General features: G+C 44.0%; 12 protein-coding genes. 1 reads left to right on the forward strand and 11 read right to left on the reverse strand.

The features are described 5' to 3' along the window. Positions 1-227: 227 nt before the first annotated feature. From CXF86_RS09100 to CXF86_RS09140, 9 genes are all read right to left on the reverse strand, one after another. A complete protein-coding gene (locus CXF86_RS09100) occupies positions 228-1496 on the reverse strand; it encodes a glutamate-5-semialdehyde dehydrogenase (RefSeq protein ID WP_101089978.1) in 1269 nt (422 codons plus the stop codon). Further along, positions 1493-2611 carry a glutamate 5-kinase gene (gene proB / locus CXF86_RS09105; RefSeq protein ID WP_101089977.1) on the reverse strand — a complete coding sequence of 373 codons (1119 nt, stop codon included), beginning with the start codon at positions 2609-2611 and terminating at the stop codon, positions 1493-1495. The genes CXF86_RS09100 and proB overlap by 4 nt, the downstream gene beginning before the upstream one ends. Positions 2612-3049: 438 nt before the next feature. Further along, positions 3050-4486 (reverse strand): carbon starvation CstA family protein, encoded by a 1437-nt coding sequence (locus CXF86_RS09110; RefSeq protein ID WP_101089976.1) that lies wholly within the window; start codon positions 4484-4486, stop codon positions 3050-3052. Positions 4487-4745: 259 nt separating this feature from the next. Then, the gene (btsR, locus tag CXF86_RS09115) at positions 4746-5456 is read right to left on the reverse strand and encodes a two-component system response regulator BtsR (RefSeq protein ID WP_101089975.1); all 711 of its coding nucleotides are present in this window, start codon (positions 5454-5456) and stop codon (positions 4746-4748) included. Continuing rightward, positions 5453-7129, reverse strand: coding sequence for a sensor histidine kinase (locus CXF86_RS09120; RefSeq protein WP_102038814.1), 1677 nt, complete (start codon positions 7127-7129; stop codon positions 5453-5455). The genes btsR and CXF86_RS09120 overlap by 4 nt, the downstream gene beginning before the upstream one ends. A 319-nt stretch (positions 7130-7448) precedes the next feature. Beyond that, the gene (locus CXF86_RS09125) at positions 7449-8738 is read right to left on the reverse strand and encodes an NCS2 family permease (protein WP_101089973.1); all 1290 of its coding nucleotides are present in this window, start codon (positions 8736-8738) and stop codon (positions 7449-7451) included. Positions 8739-9241: 503 nt separating this feature from the next. Continuing rightward, complete coding sequence (locus CXF86_RS09130) at positions 9242-10297, reverse strand: alcohol dehydrogenase family protein (RefSeq protein WP_219622725.1); 1056 nt, start codon at positions 10295-10297, stop codon at positions 9242-9244. Beyond that, a complete protein-coding gene (locus CXF86_RS09135) occupies positions 10297-10815 on the reverse strand; it encodes a TetR/AcrR family transcriptional regulator (protein WP_101089971.1) in 519 nt (172 codons plus the stop codon). Before CXF86_RS09135 ends, CXF86_RS09130 begins: the two co-directional genes overlap by 1 nt. Positions 10816-12910: 2095 nt before the next feature. Further along, complete coding sequence (locus CXF86_RS09140) at positions 12911-14449, reverse strand: M17 family metallopeptidase (RefSeq protein WP_102038816.1); 1539 nt, start codon at positions 14447-14449, stop codon at positions 12911-12913. Between the two features lie 227 nt (positions 14450-14676). On the opposite strand from CXF86_RS09140, the gene CXF86_RS09145 reads away from it, so the two are divergent. After that, positions 14677-16140, forward strand: coding sequence for an aminoacyl-histidine dipeptidase (locus CXF86_RS09145; RefSeq protein WP_102038817.1), 1464 nt, complete (start codon positions 14677-14679; stop codon positions 16138-16140). A 183-nt stretch (positions 16141-16323) separates the two neighbouring features. On the opposite strand, the gene dinB is transcribed toward CXF86_RS09145, so the two are convergent. Together dinB and CXF86_RS09155 are read right to left on the reverse strand one after the other, a co-directional pair. Beyond that, complete coding sequence (gene dinB, locus CXF86_RS09150) at positions 16324-17400, reverse strand: DNA polymerase IV (protein ID WP_102038818.1); 1077 nt, start codon at positions 17398-17400, stop codon at positions 16324-16326. Between the two features lie 464 nt (positions 17401-17864). After that, the gene (locus CXF86_RS09155; protein ID WP_101089967.1) at positions 17865-19865 is read right to left on the reverse strand and encodes a methyl-accepting chemotaxis protein; all 2001 of its coding nucleotides are present in this window, start codon (positions 19863-19865) and stop codon (positions 17865-17867) included. Between the last annotated feature and the right edge of the window lie 146 nt (positions 19866-20011).

Raw genomic sequence — 20011 nt, forward strand, 5'->3', positions numbered from 1 at the left:
GCCAACTTTAAACACGATATATATCAATAAGATAATAAAATAGAGATTCCATGTTTATTGTAACAGTAGTCTTATACACTAATTAATCGCTATTTTTACCCGTACTGCAGCGTATATAAATAGGTGAAAAAGATAAGCTATATGGAATAGAAGGGTTTATATGGCGCGCAATACCATTGAGGTAAATAAAAAGGCCGCATTAGCGGCCTTTAAAAACCAATGAGTGATTACCCTCTTACGGTGTAATCTCCCCAAGCTAACCACTTATAGGTTGTCAGCGCTTCAAGCCCCATTGGCCCACGAGCATGTAACTTTTGCGTGCTTACAGCAACTTCAGCGCCAAGGCCGAACTCACCGCCATCAGTAAATCGGGTACTTGCATTGACGTAAACAGCTGCAGAATCTACCGCGTTCATAAATTCACTTGCGGTATGAATATTGTCAGTCAAAATGCCTTCAGAGTGGCCACTTGAATATTGACGGATATGCGCAATGGCTTCATCAAGCGTGCCAACAACTTTTATCCCCAGATTTAACGACAACCATTCGGTTGAATAGGTCTCATCTGTGGCAGCTAGCACTTGTTGCTCGTGCATCGCCATAACAGCTTGAGTTTGCTCACAGCCATAAAAGCTAACACCTTGTGTTGCCAAGTGCTTGCATAAAGCCGGGATAAAACGCTGTGCATTTTGTTGGTGCACCAATACTGTGTCCAAGGCATTACACACCGTTGGGCGCTGTACTTTGGCGTTTTCTACAACGGCAATCGCTTTTTCTAGATTGGCCTCTGCATCAACAAAAAGGTGACAGATCCCGATGCCGCCTAAAATAACCGGAATAGTCGCTTGCTCAGCACATAAGCGTTGTAAATTTTGCCCGCCTCGCGGCACGATCATATCGACATATTTATCCAGCTTTAATAAGCCTGTTACCAAACTTCTATCGGGATTATCGATAAGCTGAACACTGTCTTCAGGTAGCCCTTGCTCAACCATTGCGCTGCGAATAACTTTGCACAATGCTCTGTTTGACGCCAAGGTTTCTTTGCCGCCACGCAGTATCACTGCATTACCGGTTTTTAATGCTAAGACGGCGATATCAACGGTGACGTTCGGCCGTGCCTCATAAATAACGCCTATAACTCCCAGTGGCACGCGACGACGAGATAAGCGCAGACCATTATCAAGCACTCGGCTATCAATCTCGCTACCTACTGGATCGGTTAACCCCATCACATTATCAATATCGGCAATGACGCTGAGTAACCTATGCTCATCCATTAACAATCGATCTATCATCGCTTCAGACAAGCCGTTAGCTTGTGCCTGTTCGACATCTTTTTGATTAGCAGCAATAATGTCAGACTTTGCATAGGTTAGCTTACTGGCGATACAACGTAATAAAGCCGTTTTTTGTACGCCTGTTAAGCTCGCTAACGCGTAGCTTGCCGTTTTTGCCTTTTGGCCTAGGCTGTTTAAAAATTCACTATTATTCATAACACCACCATATCGTTGCGATGAACCACTGCATCACCGTAATCATAACCGAGCACCGACTCGATGCTATCTGAATGTTTGCCCGCTATCAGGCTTAGATCTTTAGCACTATATCGACTCATCCCTTTCGCGCAGACTTTACCGCTGGTATCAGTAAGCTCAACAGTATCGCCTCGTTGGAACTGCCCTTTTATGCCAGTAATGCCCTTAGACAGCAGGCTTCTGCCTTTATGAGTGACCGCTTCCACCGCACCGGGATCCAGTATCAATTGTCCACGCGTAGCGGGGCCCGCAAGGATCCATTGCTTGCGACTTTCTAATGGATTTTCTAAGGCGGTAAAATGGGTACCCACGGGGATTGAACACACCACTTTTTGAATAACATCTTTATGATGTCCCGACGCAATCACCACCTCAACGCCTGCTCGCCTTGCAATATCTGCCGCTTCTAGCTTAGTCGCCATTCCGCCCGTACCAAGCCCGGAAACCGCTCCACCAGCAAGCATGCGCAGGCTGTCATCGATAGTATCAACTTGCGTGATTAACTTTGCATTGGGGTCTTTGCGAGGATCTGCGTCAAACAACCCTTTTTGGTCAGTCAATAAAATAAGTATGTCGGCATCACAAAGCAAAGCTGCTCTGGCCGATAGATTATCGTTATCACCGACTTTAATTTCAGCGGTTGCGACGGCATCATTTTCATTGATGATCGGGATTATGCCATGGGCTAACAGTGCATTTAACGAGTCTCTTGCATTAAGGTAGCGCTCCCTGTCGTGCAGATCTGCTCGGGTCAATAGCAGTTGGCCAACGTGTAAACCATAAATACTGAATAACTGAGACCATGCAAGGATCAATTGGCTTTGGCCAACGGCTGCCAATAATTGCTTACTCGCGATGGTATCGGGGAGTTCGGGGTAACCTAAGTGTTCTCTTCCTGCGGCGATAGCACCAGATGTACACAGTACAACCTCGACACCAGACTTCATCAAACTGGCCATTTGACGTGCAAGTTCAACTAAATGTGCTTTGTCTAACTTACGGCTGCCCGAGGTCAGCACACTCGTTCCCAGTTTTACCACCACACGGCGATAAGCAATCTCACTTAAGTTCATTATTATCTAGCTAAAATGCATTGAATAAACCTTATACCCAATCTCGGTTTGAATTGGTAGTGAGTACCCACAAAGAGCCGTAAATAAATAAGATGAATTGGATATATCTCATATTATTGGTATTTAACCTGCCATATATGGCCAAAAGAGACGTAAATGTTAAAGCTGGCAAAAAAGCCACGCATAGTGCGATTAAACTTATTGGCATTTTTATTTCTGGCCTATCTTGAGGCAGACGCTTGACCATCCGAGGGAAATACCGAGTTCGTCAAAGCTCATATCATGAGCTAAAGAAGCATAAAAAAATCCGAGACCTAGAGATAGGACTCGGATTCTTAAGCATCTAGAAGATCAGTCAACCGCTCGATAAATCATTAAATAAACGGCATTACAGTCACATGACTGACTTTCTAATGGACTCAGCTAAACGGGTAAATGTTAAGCTTCTTCGATGACTCCTTCATCACCTTTGCCCTTTGTCTTAATCATCACCAATGAGGTAATGACAGCTGTAGAGACAAGTCCCGCGATGGTTGAAATAGTGATAGGCAGCCCTGCACCTAAGGTGTGTGAGCTCAACAGGAAGCTAATCACTACCGTCGTCATGAACATGGCCGGTGCCGTACAGATCCAGTGGAACTTGTTGTGTCGCAGCAAGTATGCAGAGGCAGTCCATAGCATCATGACCGCAGTAGTTTGGTTTGCGACACCGAAGTAACGCCAGATAACACCGAAGTCAACTTGAGTCAGAATTGCACCCATGATGAATAGGGGGACGGCTAGCATTAAACGCTTAGGTAATTCAGTCTGTGGGATCTTGAAAAATTCAGCCAAGATTAAACGAGCCGAACGAAAGGCTGTATCGCCAGAGGTAATTGGCAGAACAATAACGCCCAAGATTGCCATAAAGCCACCCACAGTGCCTAGAAGCCCAGTTGATGCTTCATATACAACGTTTGCTGGGTTACCCGCCATCCCTTCGTTAAGGCCTTCAACACCACCAAAGAAAGAGAGAGCAATAGCACACCAGATAAGCGCAATGACACCCTCACCGATCATAGCGCCGAAGAAAACAAAGCGACCGTTAGTTTCACTTTCTACACAACGAGCCATTAAAGGAGACTGAGTCGCATGGAAGCCAGATACCGCACCACAGGCAATAGTAATAAACAATGCAGGCCACAAAGGCATATCATTGGGATTAAGGTTAGTCAGAAAATCACTGGCTTCGAAGCCAGGTAATAATGTGTATTCACTCGAGACCATGATGGCAATCGTCAGGCCGATTGACATAAAGAGCAGCAGCGCACCGAAGAATGGATAGAGTCTACCGATAATCTTATCGACAGGGACAATCGTAGCGATAAGATAGTAAGCAAAAATAACACCGAGGAAGATTGATACGTCCCAACCGGTAAGCTTTCCTAGTAGTCCAGCAGGCGCTGAAATAAATACCACACCGACAAGCAATAATAAGATGATGGCAAATACGTTCATAAAGTGCTTAGCACCTTTACCTAAATATTTACCCGCCAGGTTTGGTACTGACTGGCCGTTATTGCGAACAGATAACATACCCGAGAAGTAGTCATGAACGGCACCAGCAAAAATACAACCAAAAACAATCCATAACATGGCAGCTGGGCCATAAAGAGCACCGAGAATAGGGCCAAATATCGGTCCCACACCTGCGATATTGAGCAGTTGAATAAGGTAGACCTTACCCTTAGACATTGGCACGAAATCAACACCGTCTGTTTTAGTAAATGCCGGTGTTTGGCGTTGAGCATTGATACCGAAGACCTTCTCTACGAAAGCCCCATAGATAAAATATCCGCCGATAAGTAGGCCGACACACATTAGAAACCACATCATAATTACACTCCCCCATTTTGAATTGCAGTCAGTGTAAAGAGGTTTGTCATTTAGAAAATGGGGAATCAGGTGAGTGGTCAAATGGAGAGGGTTAACGGTTTTATATTGACCCTAAGTGGTTTTGGCTTGTTACAGAACTGACGCTTTTTTTCTGCCTAAATGTTAAACCACCTAAAAGCTGAGCTTAATAAGCGCCAGCTGCGATCGTTGCTTTCGACAAACGTTTCAATCATACGATTCGGCTAAAAAACCCAACAGACTATAGAAAACCGAATATCTGCTTCAGTGGTTTTAAGTAACGCCTTGAAACAGGCACTTTAGCGCCTGAGACTGTCGTAACTTCGGCTCCGGTTTCCTGGATCTCTATTTCAGATATTGCTTCAGGGCTTATCAGGTACTGTCGATGACATTTGATTAATGAGGTTTTTTCTTCCAGTACTTTTAAGGTCAAATGTGTATGTACTTGCTCCTTATCAGTTGCAACATTAACACCACAGAGATCGCTAAATACAAACTCTACCTCTTTAATCGATATCACCTTAAGCTTACAGCCGCTATAGCAAGGCAGATGAGTTAGCTGCTCAGGTGTAAGAATACTGACAGATCTTGGTTTAAGATCTTTTCTGACTCGATTTAATGTCTGTTGAAGCCTTTTTTCATCGATAGGTTTTAACAGATAATCGAAGGCGTGATTATCGAAGGCCTTGATGGCAAATTCATCGTAAGCGGTTACGAAAACAATACGTGGCATGATGTCGGGATCAAGCATGCCAATGAGTTCAATACCGCTGATCCTTGGCATTTGAATGTCCAGAAAAATCAACTGCGGCTTAAGCTTTGTGATCATCTGCAATGCTTCGATAGCATTACTGCATTGGCCGATGATCTCTATATCTGAGTTTTCACTCAGTAGGTCGGCTAACTCTTCTCGAGCATAATGCTCATCATCGATAATAAGTGATGTGATCACGTTTCGGTTTCCGTATATGGTAGCTTAATACTGACTCTGGTGTATTCATCTTTGCGACAATCGACATCTATACCAAATTCAGATCCAAACTGATTTTGAATTCGTTTATGAACCAAATTCATCCCCAGCCCTTCCGAATTGTTATCTAACTTGTATAGCCCTGCATTATCAATTACCTCTAATATTAATAAATCATCGTGGATCTTGCCAGTAACGCTTATAACACCCCGTTCTAGCATATGGCTGGTACCATGCTTAACTGCATTTTCAATGATGGGTTGTAACGTAAATGCGGGAAGGCGAAAAGGGAGTAACAGTTCAGGGATATCTATCTCAACGTTTAGCTTATCGATAAAGCGTGCTTTTTCGATGGTCAGATATGAATCTATATGCTCAAGTTCGTCAGCAAGAGTCACCAGTCCAGTGGTACGTTTGAGGTTAATTCTTAAAAATTGAGATAATTGTTGGATCAACTGCCTTGCCTTTAAGGGATCTCTTTTTGTGATGGCGGCAATGGTATTGAGCGCATTGAAGAGAAAGTGAGGATTAACTTGAGCCTGTAATAACTTCAGCTCTGCTTGAGTGAGCAGATTTTGTTGACGTTCGAAGTGACCAAATAAGATTTGGTTCGACAATAATCGACCAATTCCTTCACCCAGTGTGCGGTTAATGTTAAGAAACAGCTTATTCTTTGGCTCGTAAAGTTTAATGGTTCCAATGACCTCATTTTCATAACGAAGCGGGATCACTAAGCTGGAGCCGAGTCTACATTGTGGCGAGACAGAACAGGAGTAAGCCGTATTGACCCCATCGGCAAACATGACACAATTATTATCAATGGCATCTTGAGTTATTTTCGATGATATCGGAGTACCAGGAATATGATGGTCGGCGCCGGTCCCGACAAAGGCCAACAGGCGCTCTCTATCGGTTATCGCAACCGCTCCTACATGGGTTTCTTCAATGATTATTTGGGCTACCTGAGCACTGCTTTCTTGATTGACCCCCTTCAATAACACCCCGACGCTTCGCTCGGCTATTTTTAAAGCTTGAGTTGAGAATGTAGATGAGAGTTTGTCGAACATGGTTTTTTGATCTCTTACCATACTCATAAATAGGGCTGCACCAATAGAGTTGACTAAGAGCATTGGTAAGGCTATCTGTTTGACCAGTGCCCATGCATCATCAAAAGGTTGAGCGACGAGTAAAATCACTCCCATCTGCAGCATTTCGGCACAAAAAGTAACTAGGCAGACCAACAAAGGGGCGTAAATCAGTTCACTTTTATCTTGCCCACGTAAATAGAGACTAATTATGCCCGCTGAAAACCCTTCTAGAGTCGTAGAAATTGCGCAGGCCACATCGGTAAAACCTCCTAGGCTGTAGCGGTGTAATCCTCCGGTAAGTCCTACTAAAAAGCCTGTCACTGGACCGCCTAAAAGTCCGCCTAAGACGGCTCCCATAGCACGGGTGTTGGCAATAGCATCGTTTGTCTGCTCACCAAAGTAGGTTGCCATGATGCAAAAACCTGAAAAAATCAGGTAGATGAATATTTTGTGAGGCAAGCGGGTTGCAGCTTCTGCAAAAAACTTGAATAAAGGGGTCTTACTGACAAGATAAACCATCACCAGATAAAGGCACATCTGTTGGGTTAAAAGTAAAATCAACGACATGATAAGTATTCCAATGAGTCATTCTTGGCATTCAATAGCAAGATAGGCAGGATCTCAATTCAAATTTTGCTTGAGATCTCTCTGTGAGTGTAAGGTCAAAGTCCAACTTTCAAAAATCATTTATTAACGATATAAATAATTTATGAGACAACCTATACCGAAATCAGTAGATAGCCATTAAGTCATGGCATTAATGTTAACCCTAGGGAAAGCGATTAGCAAAGAGGCGTAAACTTTAAAGCAGGCAAAAAAAAGCCACACAAGGTGGCTTTATCATTTATCGTGTCAAATGGCAGTCACTCTTCAGCTTCCGTGACTCTTAGCCATACATAAACTTAGCCACAAACAGCGCTGCTAGAATAACCACGCCAACACTTAAATCTTTATAGCGGCCGCTCATCAACTTAATCACAGCGTAAGAGATAAAGCCCATGGCGATACCGGTAGCAATTGAAAACGTCAGTGGCATTAAAATACAGACCACGACTACGGGTGCAGCTTCGGTAATATCTTCCCATTCGACATGCACCAGTCCAGACATCATTAAAATGGCCACATAGAATAACGTTCCGGCGGTGGCGTATGCAGGCACCATCCCCGCAAGAGGTGAAATAAACAGTGACCCCAAAAAGAGTAAACCAACCACGACCGCGGTTAGGCCAGTTCTGCCGCCCGCGCTCACACCCGCCGTACTTTCAATATAACTGGTGGTGGTAGAAGTCCCGAGCATCGCCCCCGCAATAGTCGCTGTACTGTCCGCCGTTAGCGCTCTATTTAATCGTGGTAATTTACCTTTGTCATCTAAAAACCCCCCACGCTGCGCGACAGCAATTAACGTGCCTGAAGTATCAAACAGGTCGACAAATAGAAATGCGAATACCACCGACAGCATACTCACTTCGAGCACACTCGAAAGATCCATCTTCATAAAGGTAGGCATTATTGAGGGCGGCATAGCCACCACCCCTTGATACTGCACATCGCCAAATAACAGCCCAAGTCCAGTCACCGCTAAAATGCTAATAATGACCGCAGACTTCATCCCTCTATGCACCATGGCAATGATCAAGAAAAACCCAAGTACTGCCATCACCGCAGGAAATGCAGTCACATCGCCCATGGTCACCAATGTTGCAGGGCTTGCCACCACAATCCCAGCACTTTTCAAACCAATTAGCGCTAAAAACAAGCCGATACCCGCCGCAATCCCTAAGCGCAAAGACATAGGAATACTGTTCACAATCCACTCACGAATACGCACAAGTGACAGGACTAAAAAGCAGACTCCCGAAAGAAACACAGCGCCTAACGCGGTTTCCCACGAATAGCCCATTTCGCCAACAACGGTGTACGTAAAAAAGGCGTTTAAGCCCATTCCTGGCGCGAGTGCGATCGGATAGTTAGCCACTATTCCCATAATCAAGCAGCCAATAGCGGCCGCTAAACAGGTGGCCACAAACACTGCACCATGGTCCATTCCTGCATCGGCTAACATCATCGGGTTAACAAATATAATATAAGCCATGGTTAAAAAAGTGGTTAACCCGGCAATAACCTCTTGTTTTAATGACGTTTCATTTTCTTTCAGTTTGAATAGTTTTTCTAGCATGGAACAAGGTTCCTTGATTTTATGATGTAGGCACTATTGTTATGACTAATGTTAACGCACCGTTAACAAAGCCTATTTTTAGCCGATTATACGGGCAGATAATAATTCAGGCTAGCTATTTACCATACGCTAGAAGAGCCTAATTTTTATGCCCTTTTCGCATAAGTTCCCTCCAGCCTCTCTTAGCTAAAAAGCAAGGTTTCATTAATGAGTCGGTGACAATCACCATATCATCGCTGGCGTTGTATTTAGCGAAGATCCTCTACAAATTCTTACGCTAAATTCACAGTTCCAGATTTACGGATAACCTCTGGTAAAGCATATAACCAGAAGTCACTACTTGGGATTGGGACAGTGATGCTTGATTTCGAGGCAAAGCGAGAACATTTTTTGGTTAGATTGAATACCAGAGTAAAAAACTTGAGCTTAGCTAATAACAGGCCTTGAACTGAAAATTCAATACAAAGCCATTTATGCACTCACTAACTTTTGATAACTTGTTGTTATTGCTCTGATACTTTTAGGACAATTTTACCTACGTGTTTCTTTTTCAAGAAAATGTCTTGAACCTTATTTATCTCTTTCAGTGGAAAAGTTTGTGCAATGATTGGGTTAATTTTACGTTGTTCGATATAGCTAACTAAGTTTCGGAATACTTCAGGTTCAAGCACTGTGCAGCCGAAAAAGCTTAGATCTTTTAAATACAGCGTTCTGATATCCAACTCAACCAAGGCACCTCCAATCGCACCAGACACGGCATATCGGCTGCCTGGTCTTAACAATCGTAAAAACTGCGGCCACTGCTTTCCAGCAACGAGATCGATAACGACATCAAGACTGTTTTCACCTAGATTCTCGATTAAGTCAGCATCGCGTGATATGACTTGGTCAGCTCCCAGATCCAGCAGTTGTTGGTTTTTGCTTGGGCTGGTAATAGCGATAACATACGCTCCGCGAGCTTTAGCAAGCTGAATGGCTGCTGAGCCAACACCGCCAGAGGCACCAGATATCAACACTGTATCATGTGAGGTGACGTTTGCTCGGGTAAGCATATTCTCTGCTGTTGAATAAGAGCAAGGAAATGAAGCCAATTCGATATCAGTAAGAGCGCTATTCACTGCATAGGCATGCTTGGCTGTGACGACAGTATATTCAGCAAACCCTCCATCACATTCTGAGCCATAGTACCAAGGAGAGTTAAGTGGCTGACCGTGGGCTTCGCTAAGACAAGGTTCGATAAGAACTCGTTCACCTATACGTTCTTTACTGACGTTATCACCTACGGCGACTATAGCACCGCAGACATCTGCACCTTGAATACGAGGAAAAACCATCGCAGTACCAGACCAGCCTACATCAGAGCTACAACCATCCTTATTCGAGTACCAGGCAGTTCTGGTGTTGATGTCGGTATTGTTAACACCAGCAGCAGAGACACGGATCAGTACCTCATTTGAAGTGGGCGTGGGTACAGGAATATCATCACGGTATTCGAGCATTTCTGGGCCACCATGACCAACAAGCTGAATACCCTTCATTATTTTTGGAATAGTAGTCATCATGAATGTTCCTCTAAAAGTTGTAATAGCGCCTTTTGGGCTGATGTTACCGCGTTTCGCCCCAGCACGGGCCATGCGCTTGATACACCTTCATGCAGTAAAAAAAGAGCCGTTGCAAGATCTTCTCTCTGGCTTTGGAGGCCTAAGAACTGGCGAACATCTTCTTTGTGTTCTTTAACGGCTTTGTTAATAATTGGATTGTCGGGAAAGGCCGCAATAGCGCTCATAGACAGACAGCCATGTGGTGAAAATTCTTTCATCCATTGTTCAAGTTTATTAAAAATATGCACAACAGACTCAACACCACAAGCAGGCGACTCGTTAAGCAGAAAAGTGAGGTATCTTTGATGACGATACGTCAGCGCACCGACGATCATCGCTTCTTTGGACGGGTAGTGTTTGTATAGGGTTCGCAAGCTGACATTACACGCAGTCTTTAACTGAGCAACGCTCGGTTCGGCGAAACCATATTGACTGAACGCCTCTTCAAGACTAGCGGCAATTTGTTCTCTAAGCATAATGACCCTATAGGTAGAATGTTCGCTCTACCTATAGGGTAGAGTGTTCACTCTACCCCTGTCAATGCATTGTGTTAGATAATAGGGATGTACTGCTGAATTTGGCTTGCTTTGGGTACTTTCGTTCGTCACGGATAAACTGTCTGACATGAGTTATTATAGTGCAAATAGGCTGACACTATCTGGCTGTGAGTTAAAACCCTAAATGGAAAAGGGCAATACTGAGTTACCTTCAGCTCAAAACGCTCCAATTGCCTACAGTGAGCGCATGTACAAACGCAACTGAATCTCGTTGCAACTCTTTATTATAGGGAGAAAATTCCAAATTCTGTAGGGAATAGAATGGGCCTTGATTTCAACTGTCTTGGACGCATCTACACAGGGTTAGAAAAGCGCAAACCATTGGCATTTGAGCTTCATATAGGAACTTAATGAAATGATATTTCACCCGACTGACAAACTAAACTCATGACTTAAAGATAACAATCTTCCTCGTTGGAAATTTTTGATTTTCAGACAATTTCGTCAGCACGCTGAGGGTTCTACTCTTATGAAATCAAGAGCAGGTACAAGCGCTTTATCCCTTGGCTCAGGTGTGGGCGAACGCCACGACTTTGATTTAGATTTAGACAAAACAGCTGATAGAGCAGTCAAATCGTTTTGGGTCACTTCCAAGTTAGACATAAATTCACAGTAGCCTAAATGAAAACACCAATAATCAAGTGTAGATACGGCCTTGACCGTCCATGACATGGACGTCATGGTCGAGCTTCCAAGGATGGACTTGCAGCGTGTTAAGGCTGTGTCTGCAATATGCCTGCTACTTCTCGTTTAATAAACGAGAAGTAGAAGCAAAGAATTTACCCTTTGCCAAATTGTAGGCAAAAAAAATGCCAGCTCAAAGAGCTGGCAGACATATTCAAGTGTTCCAATCGGAAATCGGTTAGCGCGCTAGCGTTAATCAATGGCGTATCAACAAGGTCAATACACAACTTGCGTCTAAACACACCCAGAAGGTGCTATAAGGTTGATGGATATGGAACTACTTTAAAGGAGGGTTAGCCCTAAAAAGTCATGGCGAATAAACCGCCACGCAAAACATCTGTATTTAACCAAGAGCTTTGCGAATAAATAGTACTACTAGCTGTAAATAACATAATCATTACTCCTAAACAAAGTTGTAAAAAATACTCAAATCAATTTAATTACGGGGTTGAGTCCAATTAAACTGATGAGTCAACTTGTCGCTCGATTCCTTGGAGAATTATCCTTCCTGGATAGACTAACCTTGGTAGGCATTCACCCTAACCAAGAGTTGCTATTATAGGTTTTTGTAATTTAATTACAACTATTAATTGCGAATAATGCCAAAAATAGGCTTTAAAGGTAATTTAACCACACCAATTGTGTGCCTAAGTCACAAAAACAGCTGCTTTTGTAAACCAACGCCTAAATGTTAACAGTTTAGGATCAAAAAAATTACGATTAAACAACGATAATCACTAACGCTCAACCTGATGAATTCCTGTATAGCAAACCAACAGATAAAAAAAAGCCCACTCTATGAGTGGGCAAGACGTATTCAAGTGTTCCTACTGGAAATTGGTTAACGCGCTAGCGGTAATCAATTGCAAATTGATACTCAATTCACAACTTGGTCTATAAGCACCTAAAAGGCGCGATAAAGATGATGAAAACTAAAAGCCTACAAGAAGGATTAGCCCTTGTATGCCATGGTGTATATACCACCACGCAAAGCATCTGTGTTTAACCAAAAGCTCTGCGAATAAATAGTGCTACTCATTGTAAAAGACATAATCAATACTCCTAACTAAGTTGAATTCCAAATACTATGCTTGTTGTTACAACCCATCTTGGGTTAAGCAAAGTCAACTTGTCGCTCGATTCCTTGGAGAATTATCCATCCTGGATAGACTAGCTCGATTAGGCACCTGCCTAACCAACGAGAATCATTATAACGAAATGTAATTTTATTACAAGTATTTCCATCAAAAAAGCCAATAGAGCACTTTTTACGTAATTTAATTACACTAATATCCAGTAAAAAGCCGACATTTTAGTCGGCTTCTGAAAATTACTGACTATCGACCATATAGTTAAATAGCCCGACCAAAGGCGTTGCCGTTGGGCTGCCGTATTGTGGGTGCCCTTCTGTGGCACTGCCTGCAATGTCTAAATGTGTATAAGCGATAGGCTTGTCACTATTCAAGCCATGACGGCTTAAACCCGATGCTTGGATTAAAAATGCAGCAGGATATTGATGCCCTCGCGCAGTAACCGAAGAGGGAGCATTATTTGACGAAAGCATATCTGCAGCGCCAGATGGGTCCACTATTTTGCTAAAGTCATCTCGACGCAATTGTGACACTTCTATAGGTTCGCCCCAAACAGCCGCTTTTTGCTGCATACGTTCAGCCACATTTGCTTGCTTAGCCACACTATTTTCTACCGCCGCGGTATAACCACCAAAACAACGAACGACATGTCCGGTTAACGTCGCCACTGAGAACATTTCAGGATTCACCGCAGACTCCGCTTTAATACGCAGATGAGACAGCAAGTCGGCTAAAACAAGTCGCCCTTCGGCATCGGTATTACCAATTCGAACCCGCTTACCGGCATGGCTGGCGATAATTTCATCGGTGACAAACGCTTCGCTACCAATACTATTTCGCACTAAGCCTAACTCAGCAACAATGCGTATGCCTTTAGGTTTAAGCATACTCACGGTTTTCATTAAGCCCGCAACGGCAGCAGCGCCACCTTTATCTCGACTCATGCCAGCCATTCCACCAGCAATCTTTATATCAGCACCGCCAGTGTCGTAAATAACCCCTTTACCTGCAAATAGGAAGGTACGCTGAATATCGCCTTCACCGACATATTCAAGCTTTAGCACCCGGGGTTGATGTCTTAGCACCGCAAAAGATGAACGGCCAACTGCACATAACAGCGGGTAATCACGCTCTAGAATATCTCTGTCTTCTACAACAGATATTGTTAAGCCACTATCAGTAAACGCTGCCAAACAATAATCAGCAAAAGCGGGTGCTGACATACGCTCGGGTTCGGTACCACATAGATCTCTCGCAAGAGTACGACCCTTTTCAATCGCGGTTAACGTCGCAGCATTATGCGTATCACTCAATAAACCAATGCACTCTAACTCCTCATCCGCCCCACCCGCTTCTCGCAGCTCTAACGCTTGCCATAGTTCTTGACCACATGCTAACGCAGCAACTTCGCCCGATTTTTGATAGCGTGCATCAGCGATACCATTAACCAGCAATAACGGCCGTTTTGCCCCCGCCTCTTTGGCGACTCTAATACCACTGCGTGCGGCATCGGCAAAGACGCGGACATCTTCATATTCATCAGCAGCTTTTTTCACTGGCGCAATCACTAAGCGTCCACCCGCCATACCTGGCGCAAACAACAATGTCACGGACTTGCCGACACGTTGATCGACTTTTTGGCCATGATCAGCCAGCATTGCTACTTCATCTACTTTTATCGATTTAAGATCCGCGGAAACCACCACCAGCGCATCCCAACCGTTACCTTCAAAAATTGCCTCTTTATCGACAACATCAACAAATTTTACAGCAGTCATAACCCTTCCTTTTTATTTTTAATTGTTGGCATTATTGTCCTATTGAGCGCAGATTACCAACGACTTAATAGTGCTTAAAAACTGATCTGGCAACTTCTGCTGACAGTCATCTGGTAAAGCGGAGTAAACCCCTCTTGCGCAAACAAAGACTATGGTAGAATATTGCCATTTTCAGCCTCCAGCGCACCAGCGCTCTAGTGATAATCTTAGATATAGAGGAATTTTCTGTGACCGCACTAAACCAGCTACAACCACAAGCACTATGGCAATGGTTCGAACAAATCTGTGCCATTCCACACCCTTCAAAGCATGAACAAGCGTTGAGTGAGCACATTCAAGCATGGGCAAAAGACAAGCAGCTTTCCGTTATTGAAGATAAAGTCGGTAACTTGATCATCAAAAAACCTGCAACTGCGGGCATGGAAGATCGTAAAATAGTGGTACTGCAAGCCCATATAGATATGGTTCCACAAAAGAATGCCGACAAAGTGCATGATTTTGAAAAAGATCCTATCGATGCTTACGTTGATGGTGACTGGGTTAAAGCGAGAGGCACTACGTTAGGTGCTGATAATGGCATCGGTATGGCTTCAGCATTAGCGATTCTCGGCGCTAATGATATTGCCCATGGTCCACTTGAAGTCTTATTGACTATCGATGAAGAAGCTGGAATGACAGGCGCATTTGGCTTAGAAGCTGGCACACTTGAAGCTGAAATTCTTATCAACACAGACTCTGAGCAAGAGGGTGAGATCTACATGGGTTGCGCCGGCGGCGTTGACGGTCAAATCAGTGTTCCTATGGTGTGGCAATCTCCAGAGCCGACTAACTCGAGCTTCACGTTATCGTTAGCAGGTCTTAAAGGCGGTCACTCGGGGGTTAACATTCATTTGGGTCGCGGTAATGCGAATAAATTACTCGCTAGATTCCTATTCGATCATAGCGATGAGCTTGCACTTGAGCTAACTAACTTCACTGGTGGTTCACTACGTAACGCTATTCCGCGTGAAGCACAGTTTAGCTTTATGATCCCAGCTGAAAACGTGACAGTGCTGCAGCAACGTATAGCTGAGTTCCAAGCCTTAGTTCGCCAAGAGCTAGCGATTGCAGATCCTGACACTACGTTGACATTGACTGAGATCCCAGCCGAAACAAAGGTGATGAGTGAAGACTCACAACAGATCTTAATTGATATCCTCAATGCCTGCCCTAACGGCGTAGTGCGTATGAGTGACGAAGTTGCAGGCGTAACAGAAACCTCGCTTAATGTCGGTGTCATCAGTACTGAAACAGATTCTGTTCAAATACTTTGTCTTATCCGTTCATTAATCGACTCTGGCCGCGAAGAGATAGAAGGCGTATTAACCTCTTTGAGTAATCTTGCGGGTACCAACGTTGAATTTAGCGGTGCTTATCCTGGTTGGAAACCTGACAACAGCTCACCAGTAATGGAAAGTGTTCGGGCAACGTATGCCGACATCTATAAAAAAGAGCCAACGATTATGGTGATCCATGCTGGTCTTGAGTGTGGTTTATTTAAAAAGCCTTACCCTGAGATGGACATGGTTTCTATTGGTCCGACCATTCGCTACCCACACAGCCCAGACGAAAAGGTTAACATCACCACCGTTGGCCAATATTGGAAACTATTGTTAGCGGTACTTGAACGCACACCCGTTAAAGGCAGCTAAATTAGCCTGTAACCTGTGCGGTGAGTCAAACGCACAAGCTAAAAAGCCGCTAACTGTTTAGCGGCTTTTTTCGATGAGTACTTTGCAGTATTCTAACATTGACCAACAAAGGCATTAAAATAAGGCGACTAACATACTCGTTCTACAGCCCTTGTTTAAAAGTCCTTGGTTTAAACCATTTGATTAAAACCCTAAGTCCATCTGTGGAGCAACCGTTTGCACCTCATCGTCAGTCGATGCGCTAGACGCCAACCCAACGGCAACGCCTAACAAACGAATACCTCTACCTTGCTGCCTTTCCAAGGCTTGCCCTAATAACTGATAAAACAAATTAACCGAGACCTCATCACTACGGTGCTCTATGGTAGTTTGTTTAAAATCATCAAACTTAAGCTTTACCACTTGTTTATGAATGGTACGCTTTTTGGCACTGCGACCCACTCTGGCCCCTAACTCTTGAATCAGTTGCGGCATAACGGCTTTACACTGCTCTAATGTATGTATGTCTTTGGCTAATGTTGTTTCTACCCCAACTGACTTACGTTCTCTGTTGGACGAAATACCACGGGTATCTATGCCTTTTGCCCTTTCTATCAACACAGAACCAAACTTTCCAAATCGCTCTACTAGCTTATTATCCGGATAGGCTTGCACATCACTACAGGTATGTAGGCCGATATCAGCTAACTTTTTAGCGGTGACTTTACCTACCCCTGGAATTTTAATCAGTGGCAGTGTTTTAACGAACTCTTCAATCATTTCAGGACGGATAACATATTGGCCATTAGGTTTATTAAGATCGGATGCTATTTTTGCTAAAAATTTAACTGACGCTATTCCTGCGGAGGCTGTAAGCCCCGTTTCCTGAAAAATATCTTGCCTGATGGCTTCTGCAATACGCGTGGCAGAGCCTTGGCAATGAGGGCTGTCAGTCACATCGAGATAGGCTTCATCTAAAGACAGTGGTTCAATAAGACTGGTATATTTAGCAAACACCGCGCGAATTTGACTGGAAACGTCTTTATATACCTGCATCCTGCCAGGCACTAAAATGAGATCAGGGCAAAGCTTGAGTGCATAACCTGATGCCATTGCTGAGCGCACGCCAAATTTTCTGGCCTCATAGCTACAAGTACTGATAACACCACGGCGATCACTCCTTCCCCCCACTGCAATGGGCTTGCCTCTCAGCTCTGGAAAATCACGCATCTCTACTGCAGCGTAAAAGCAGTCCATATCGACATGAATTATTTTTTGCAATCTTAAGCCCTCTACAGAAGATATTACTGTATATAAAAACAGTACTCAAGCAAAGTTAACTAAATAGTGCTTTCAGCGGCAGTGGATACGTATTAATGGCTTATGATTGGATCAAAAAAAGGAGCCAATGGGCTCCATTTTTGGGTTTAATCTCGAGCTTTATCTCATGCTCAATACTGCAGAGTACTAGGGGCTATTGATCTTTCGAGCTTGGTTTTTGTTCGAATTCAATGCTTTTAGTACAAGGCTTGAGCGATGCTGCTTAGCTGGCTAAGCGAAAAGCTCGTAACGCATTCTAGTCATAAAGGACTAAAATCACTGAAACGAACCCGAAGGGCCGCGCTTCTTGGCCATTTTTACTGTGTTGTAAGTTATTTGTGGAGAATGACTAAACGACATAACCTCCGCCTTGTCAAAATCGCCAATAAACTGCGGCAAAAACAACCGTGAAAGATCAACAGCCCCTAGATTTTGAACTGCTTAATATTACTCGACAATGACTCTGTTACCCGAGCAAAACTGTCAAAGTTACGTGATAGCTCTTCGCTTGCCGCCAAAGAATCATCTGATAAAGCACGAACATTTTCAACATTGCATGCCACCTCTTCAGCAACCACCGCTTGTTGGCCAACAGCCGCCGATATCTCGATGGTTTGCTGCTGAATAGCGCCAATAGCACCGGTAATGCTATCGAGCGCCAGCTCAACTTTAGCGGTGAGATCCTGACCAATATTAGCCTGCTCGACTCCCGCTTCCATCACTTGCTCAGCTTCATTAGCATTTTGCTGTAGCGTCTGAATAATCTCTTGGATGTTCGCGGTTGAATCTTGAGTGCGCGAGGCTAATGTGCGCACCTCATCAGCTACAACCGCAAAACCACGCCCTTGCTCACCAGCTCTTGCAGCTTCAATAGCAGCGTTAAGTGCTAACAAGTTGGTTTGTTCTGCAATGCCTCTGATGACATTGAGGACTTCACCTATTTGCTCAGAGCGGGTGCGTAATTGCTTAACCACTTTAGCGGCTTCAATCACCTGCACCGATAAAGACTGCATACCTTGAGTCGCTTGCGCAACGATGGCTCCCCCCTCTATCGATTCAGCTTGTGCCTTATCGGCAAAGTCGCTAGCACGTTGTGCACTTGCTGCCATCTCTTGGCTAGTATGCGCCATCTCGGTGGCAGCAGTTGCAACAGAGGCTATCTCCGCTTTCTGCTGCGCGACGGAGTTAAGCGCTCGTTCGCTGACTTCAGACGCAGCTGAAACGCCGTGTTCAACTTCTAAAGTTAAGTCTCGAGTATCTTGTAGCATTCCCTGAACTTTTGCGGCGAATCGATTGAATGCATCACCCAGTTGTCCAAGTTCATCCTCTCTGTCCATTTGGATACGCTTAGCTAAATCATTATCGCCTTCAGCAATATCTTCCATCGCTCGCAGTAAGTTATTGATCTGTTTTCTAAACGGAAGCAACATTCCCCACACCGTTACACCGACAAAAAGCATGATCAAACAAGAGAGTAAAATTGAGTTGATAATAGCATCGGTCACTGGAGCCTCAATGACCGCCGTTGGCAACATGAACGCCAAATGCCATTTCTGTTCGGGGAAATCCCCCCCCACTTCCACAAAACTCACTCTTTGCTGCTCACCTTTAAAAGTGACTTCGGCAAAACCAGAGGTTTGTGATTGCATTTGTTGGCTTAAGGTACTAAAGCCTTTGGTGTCTCTAAATTGGCTATCCACTTTTTCAACATCAGAGCCAGGTGGGAATTGTTCAGTAAAACCAGGAAAGTAGACCAATTTACCCGCATCGGTAATTAAGAAGGCTTGGCCTGATCCTTGGTATTTAATCGGCGCTAGTAGTTCACTACCTATGGTGTCGATTAATATGTCCATCCCCCCAATGCCGATAAACCGACCGGACTGATCTTTTACAACTGTTTTCACTGTTGCCGAGATTGATCCGTCGTTAGCATCTACGGCTGGATCACCGACAAACATGCCGTTTTGATCAATCGCTTCTTGCCACCATGGGCGTTTGTTAGTGTAGTACTCACTATCGTTGTAGCGACCATTAAGGTCAAAGTACTCAAAGGTATTAGCGGAGCCGAAAAACACCGACTTAATGTCGCTGTCTTTATCGGAGAAAAATTTAAAGTAGTCAACAATAGCTTGGTATTGTTTATCTGAAGAGAGGTCTCTTGAACGACTATCATATTTACCGAACCATTCTAACACCATAGGATCAGCAAAGACGGCGTGGATCAATTGACCTTTAGCGACAAAATAGCTGCGAACTTCGTTAGATTTAAGTTGTACTAGACCGCTTAGGTCGTTGTCGATTTGCTGACGGGTACTGGCACTTTCATTCTTAACTAAGAACAATGCAACGAGGGTAAAAAGTACCGCCAAAGCCCCAACAATTGCCACAACTAGCTGCATACTTAGCGAGCGTTTAAACCAATGCATCCTATATCCCTTTATAATTATATTTTTTTAGGAATAATGAATTTAACAGAAATTTGACAAGATTAAAGCACAAAGTACAACATTAATTACTAGCAGCTTAATTAGGGGCTAACTGAGAACGAAGAGGATTAATCGCGGTAGCCAAT

The sequence above is a fragment of the Shewanella sp. GutCb genome, assembly GCF_002836135.1.
In the GTDB taxonomy this organism is placed as follows: Bacteria; Pseudomonadota; Gammaproteobacteria; order Enterobacterales; family Shewanellaceae; genus Shewanella.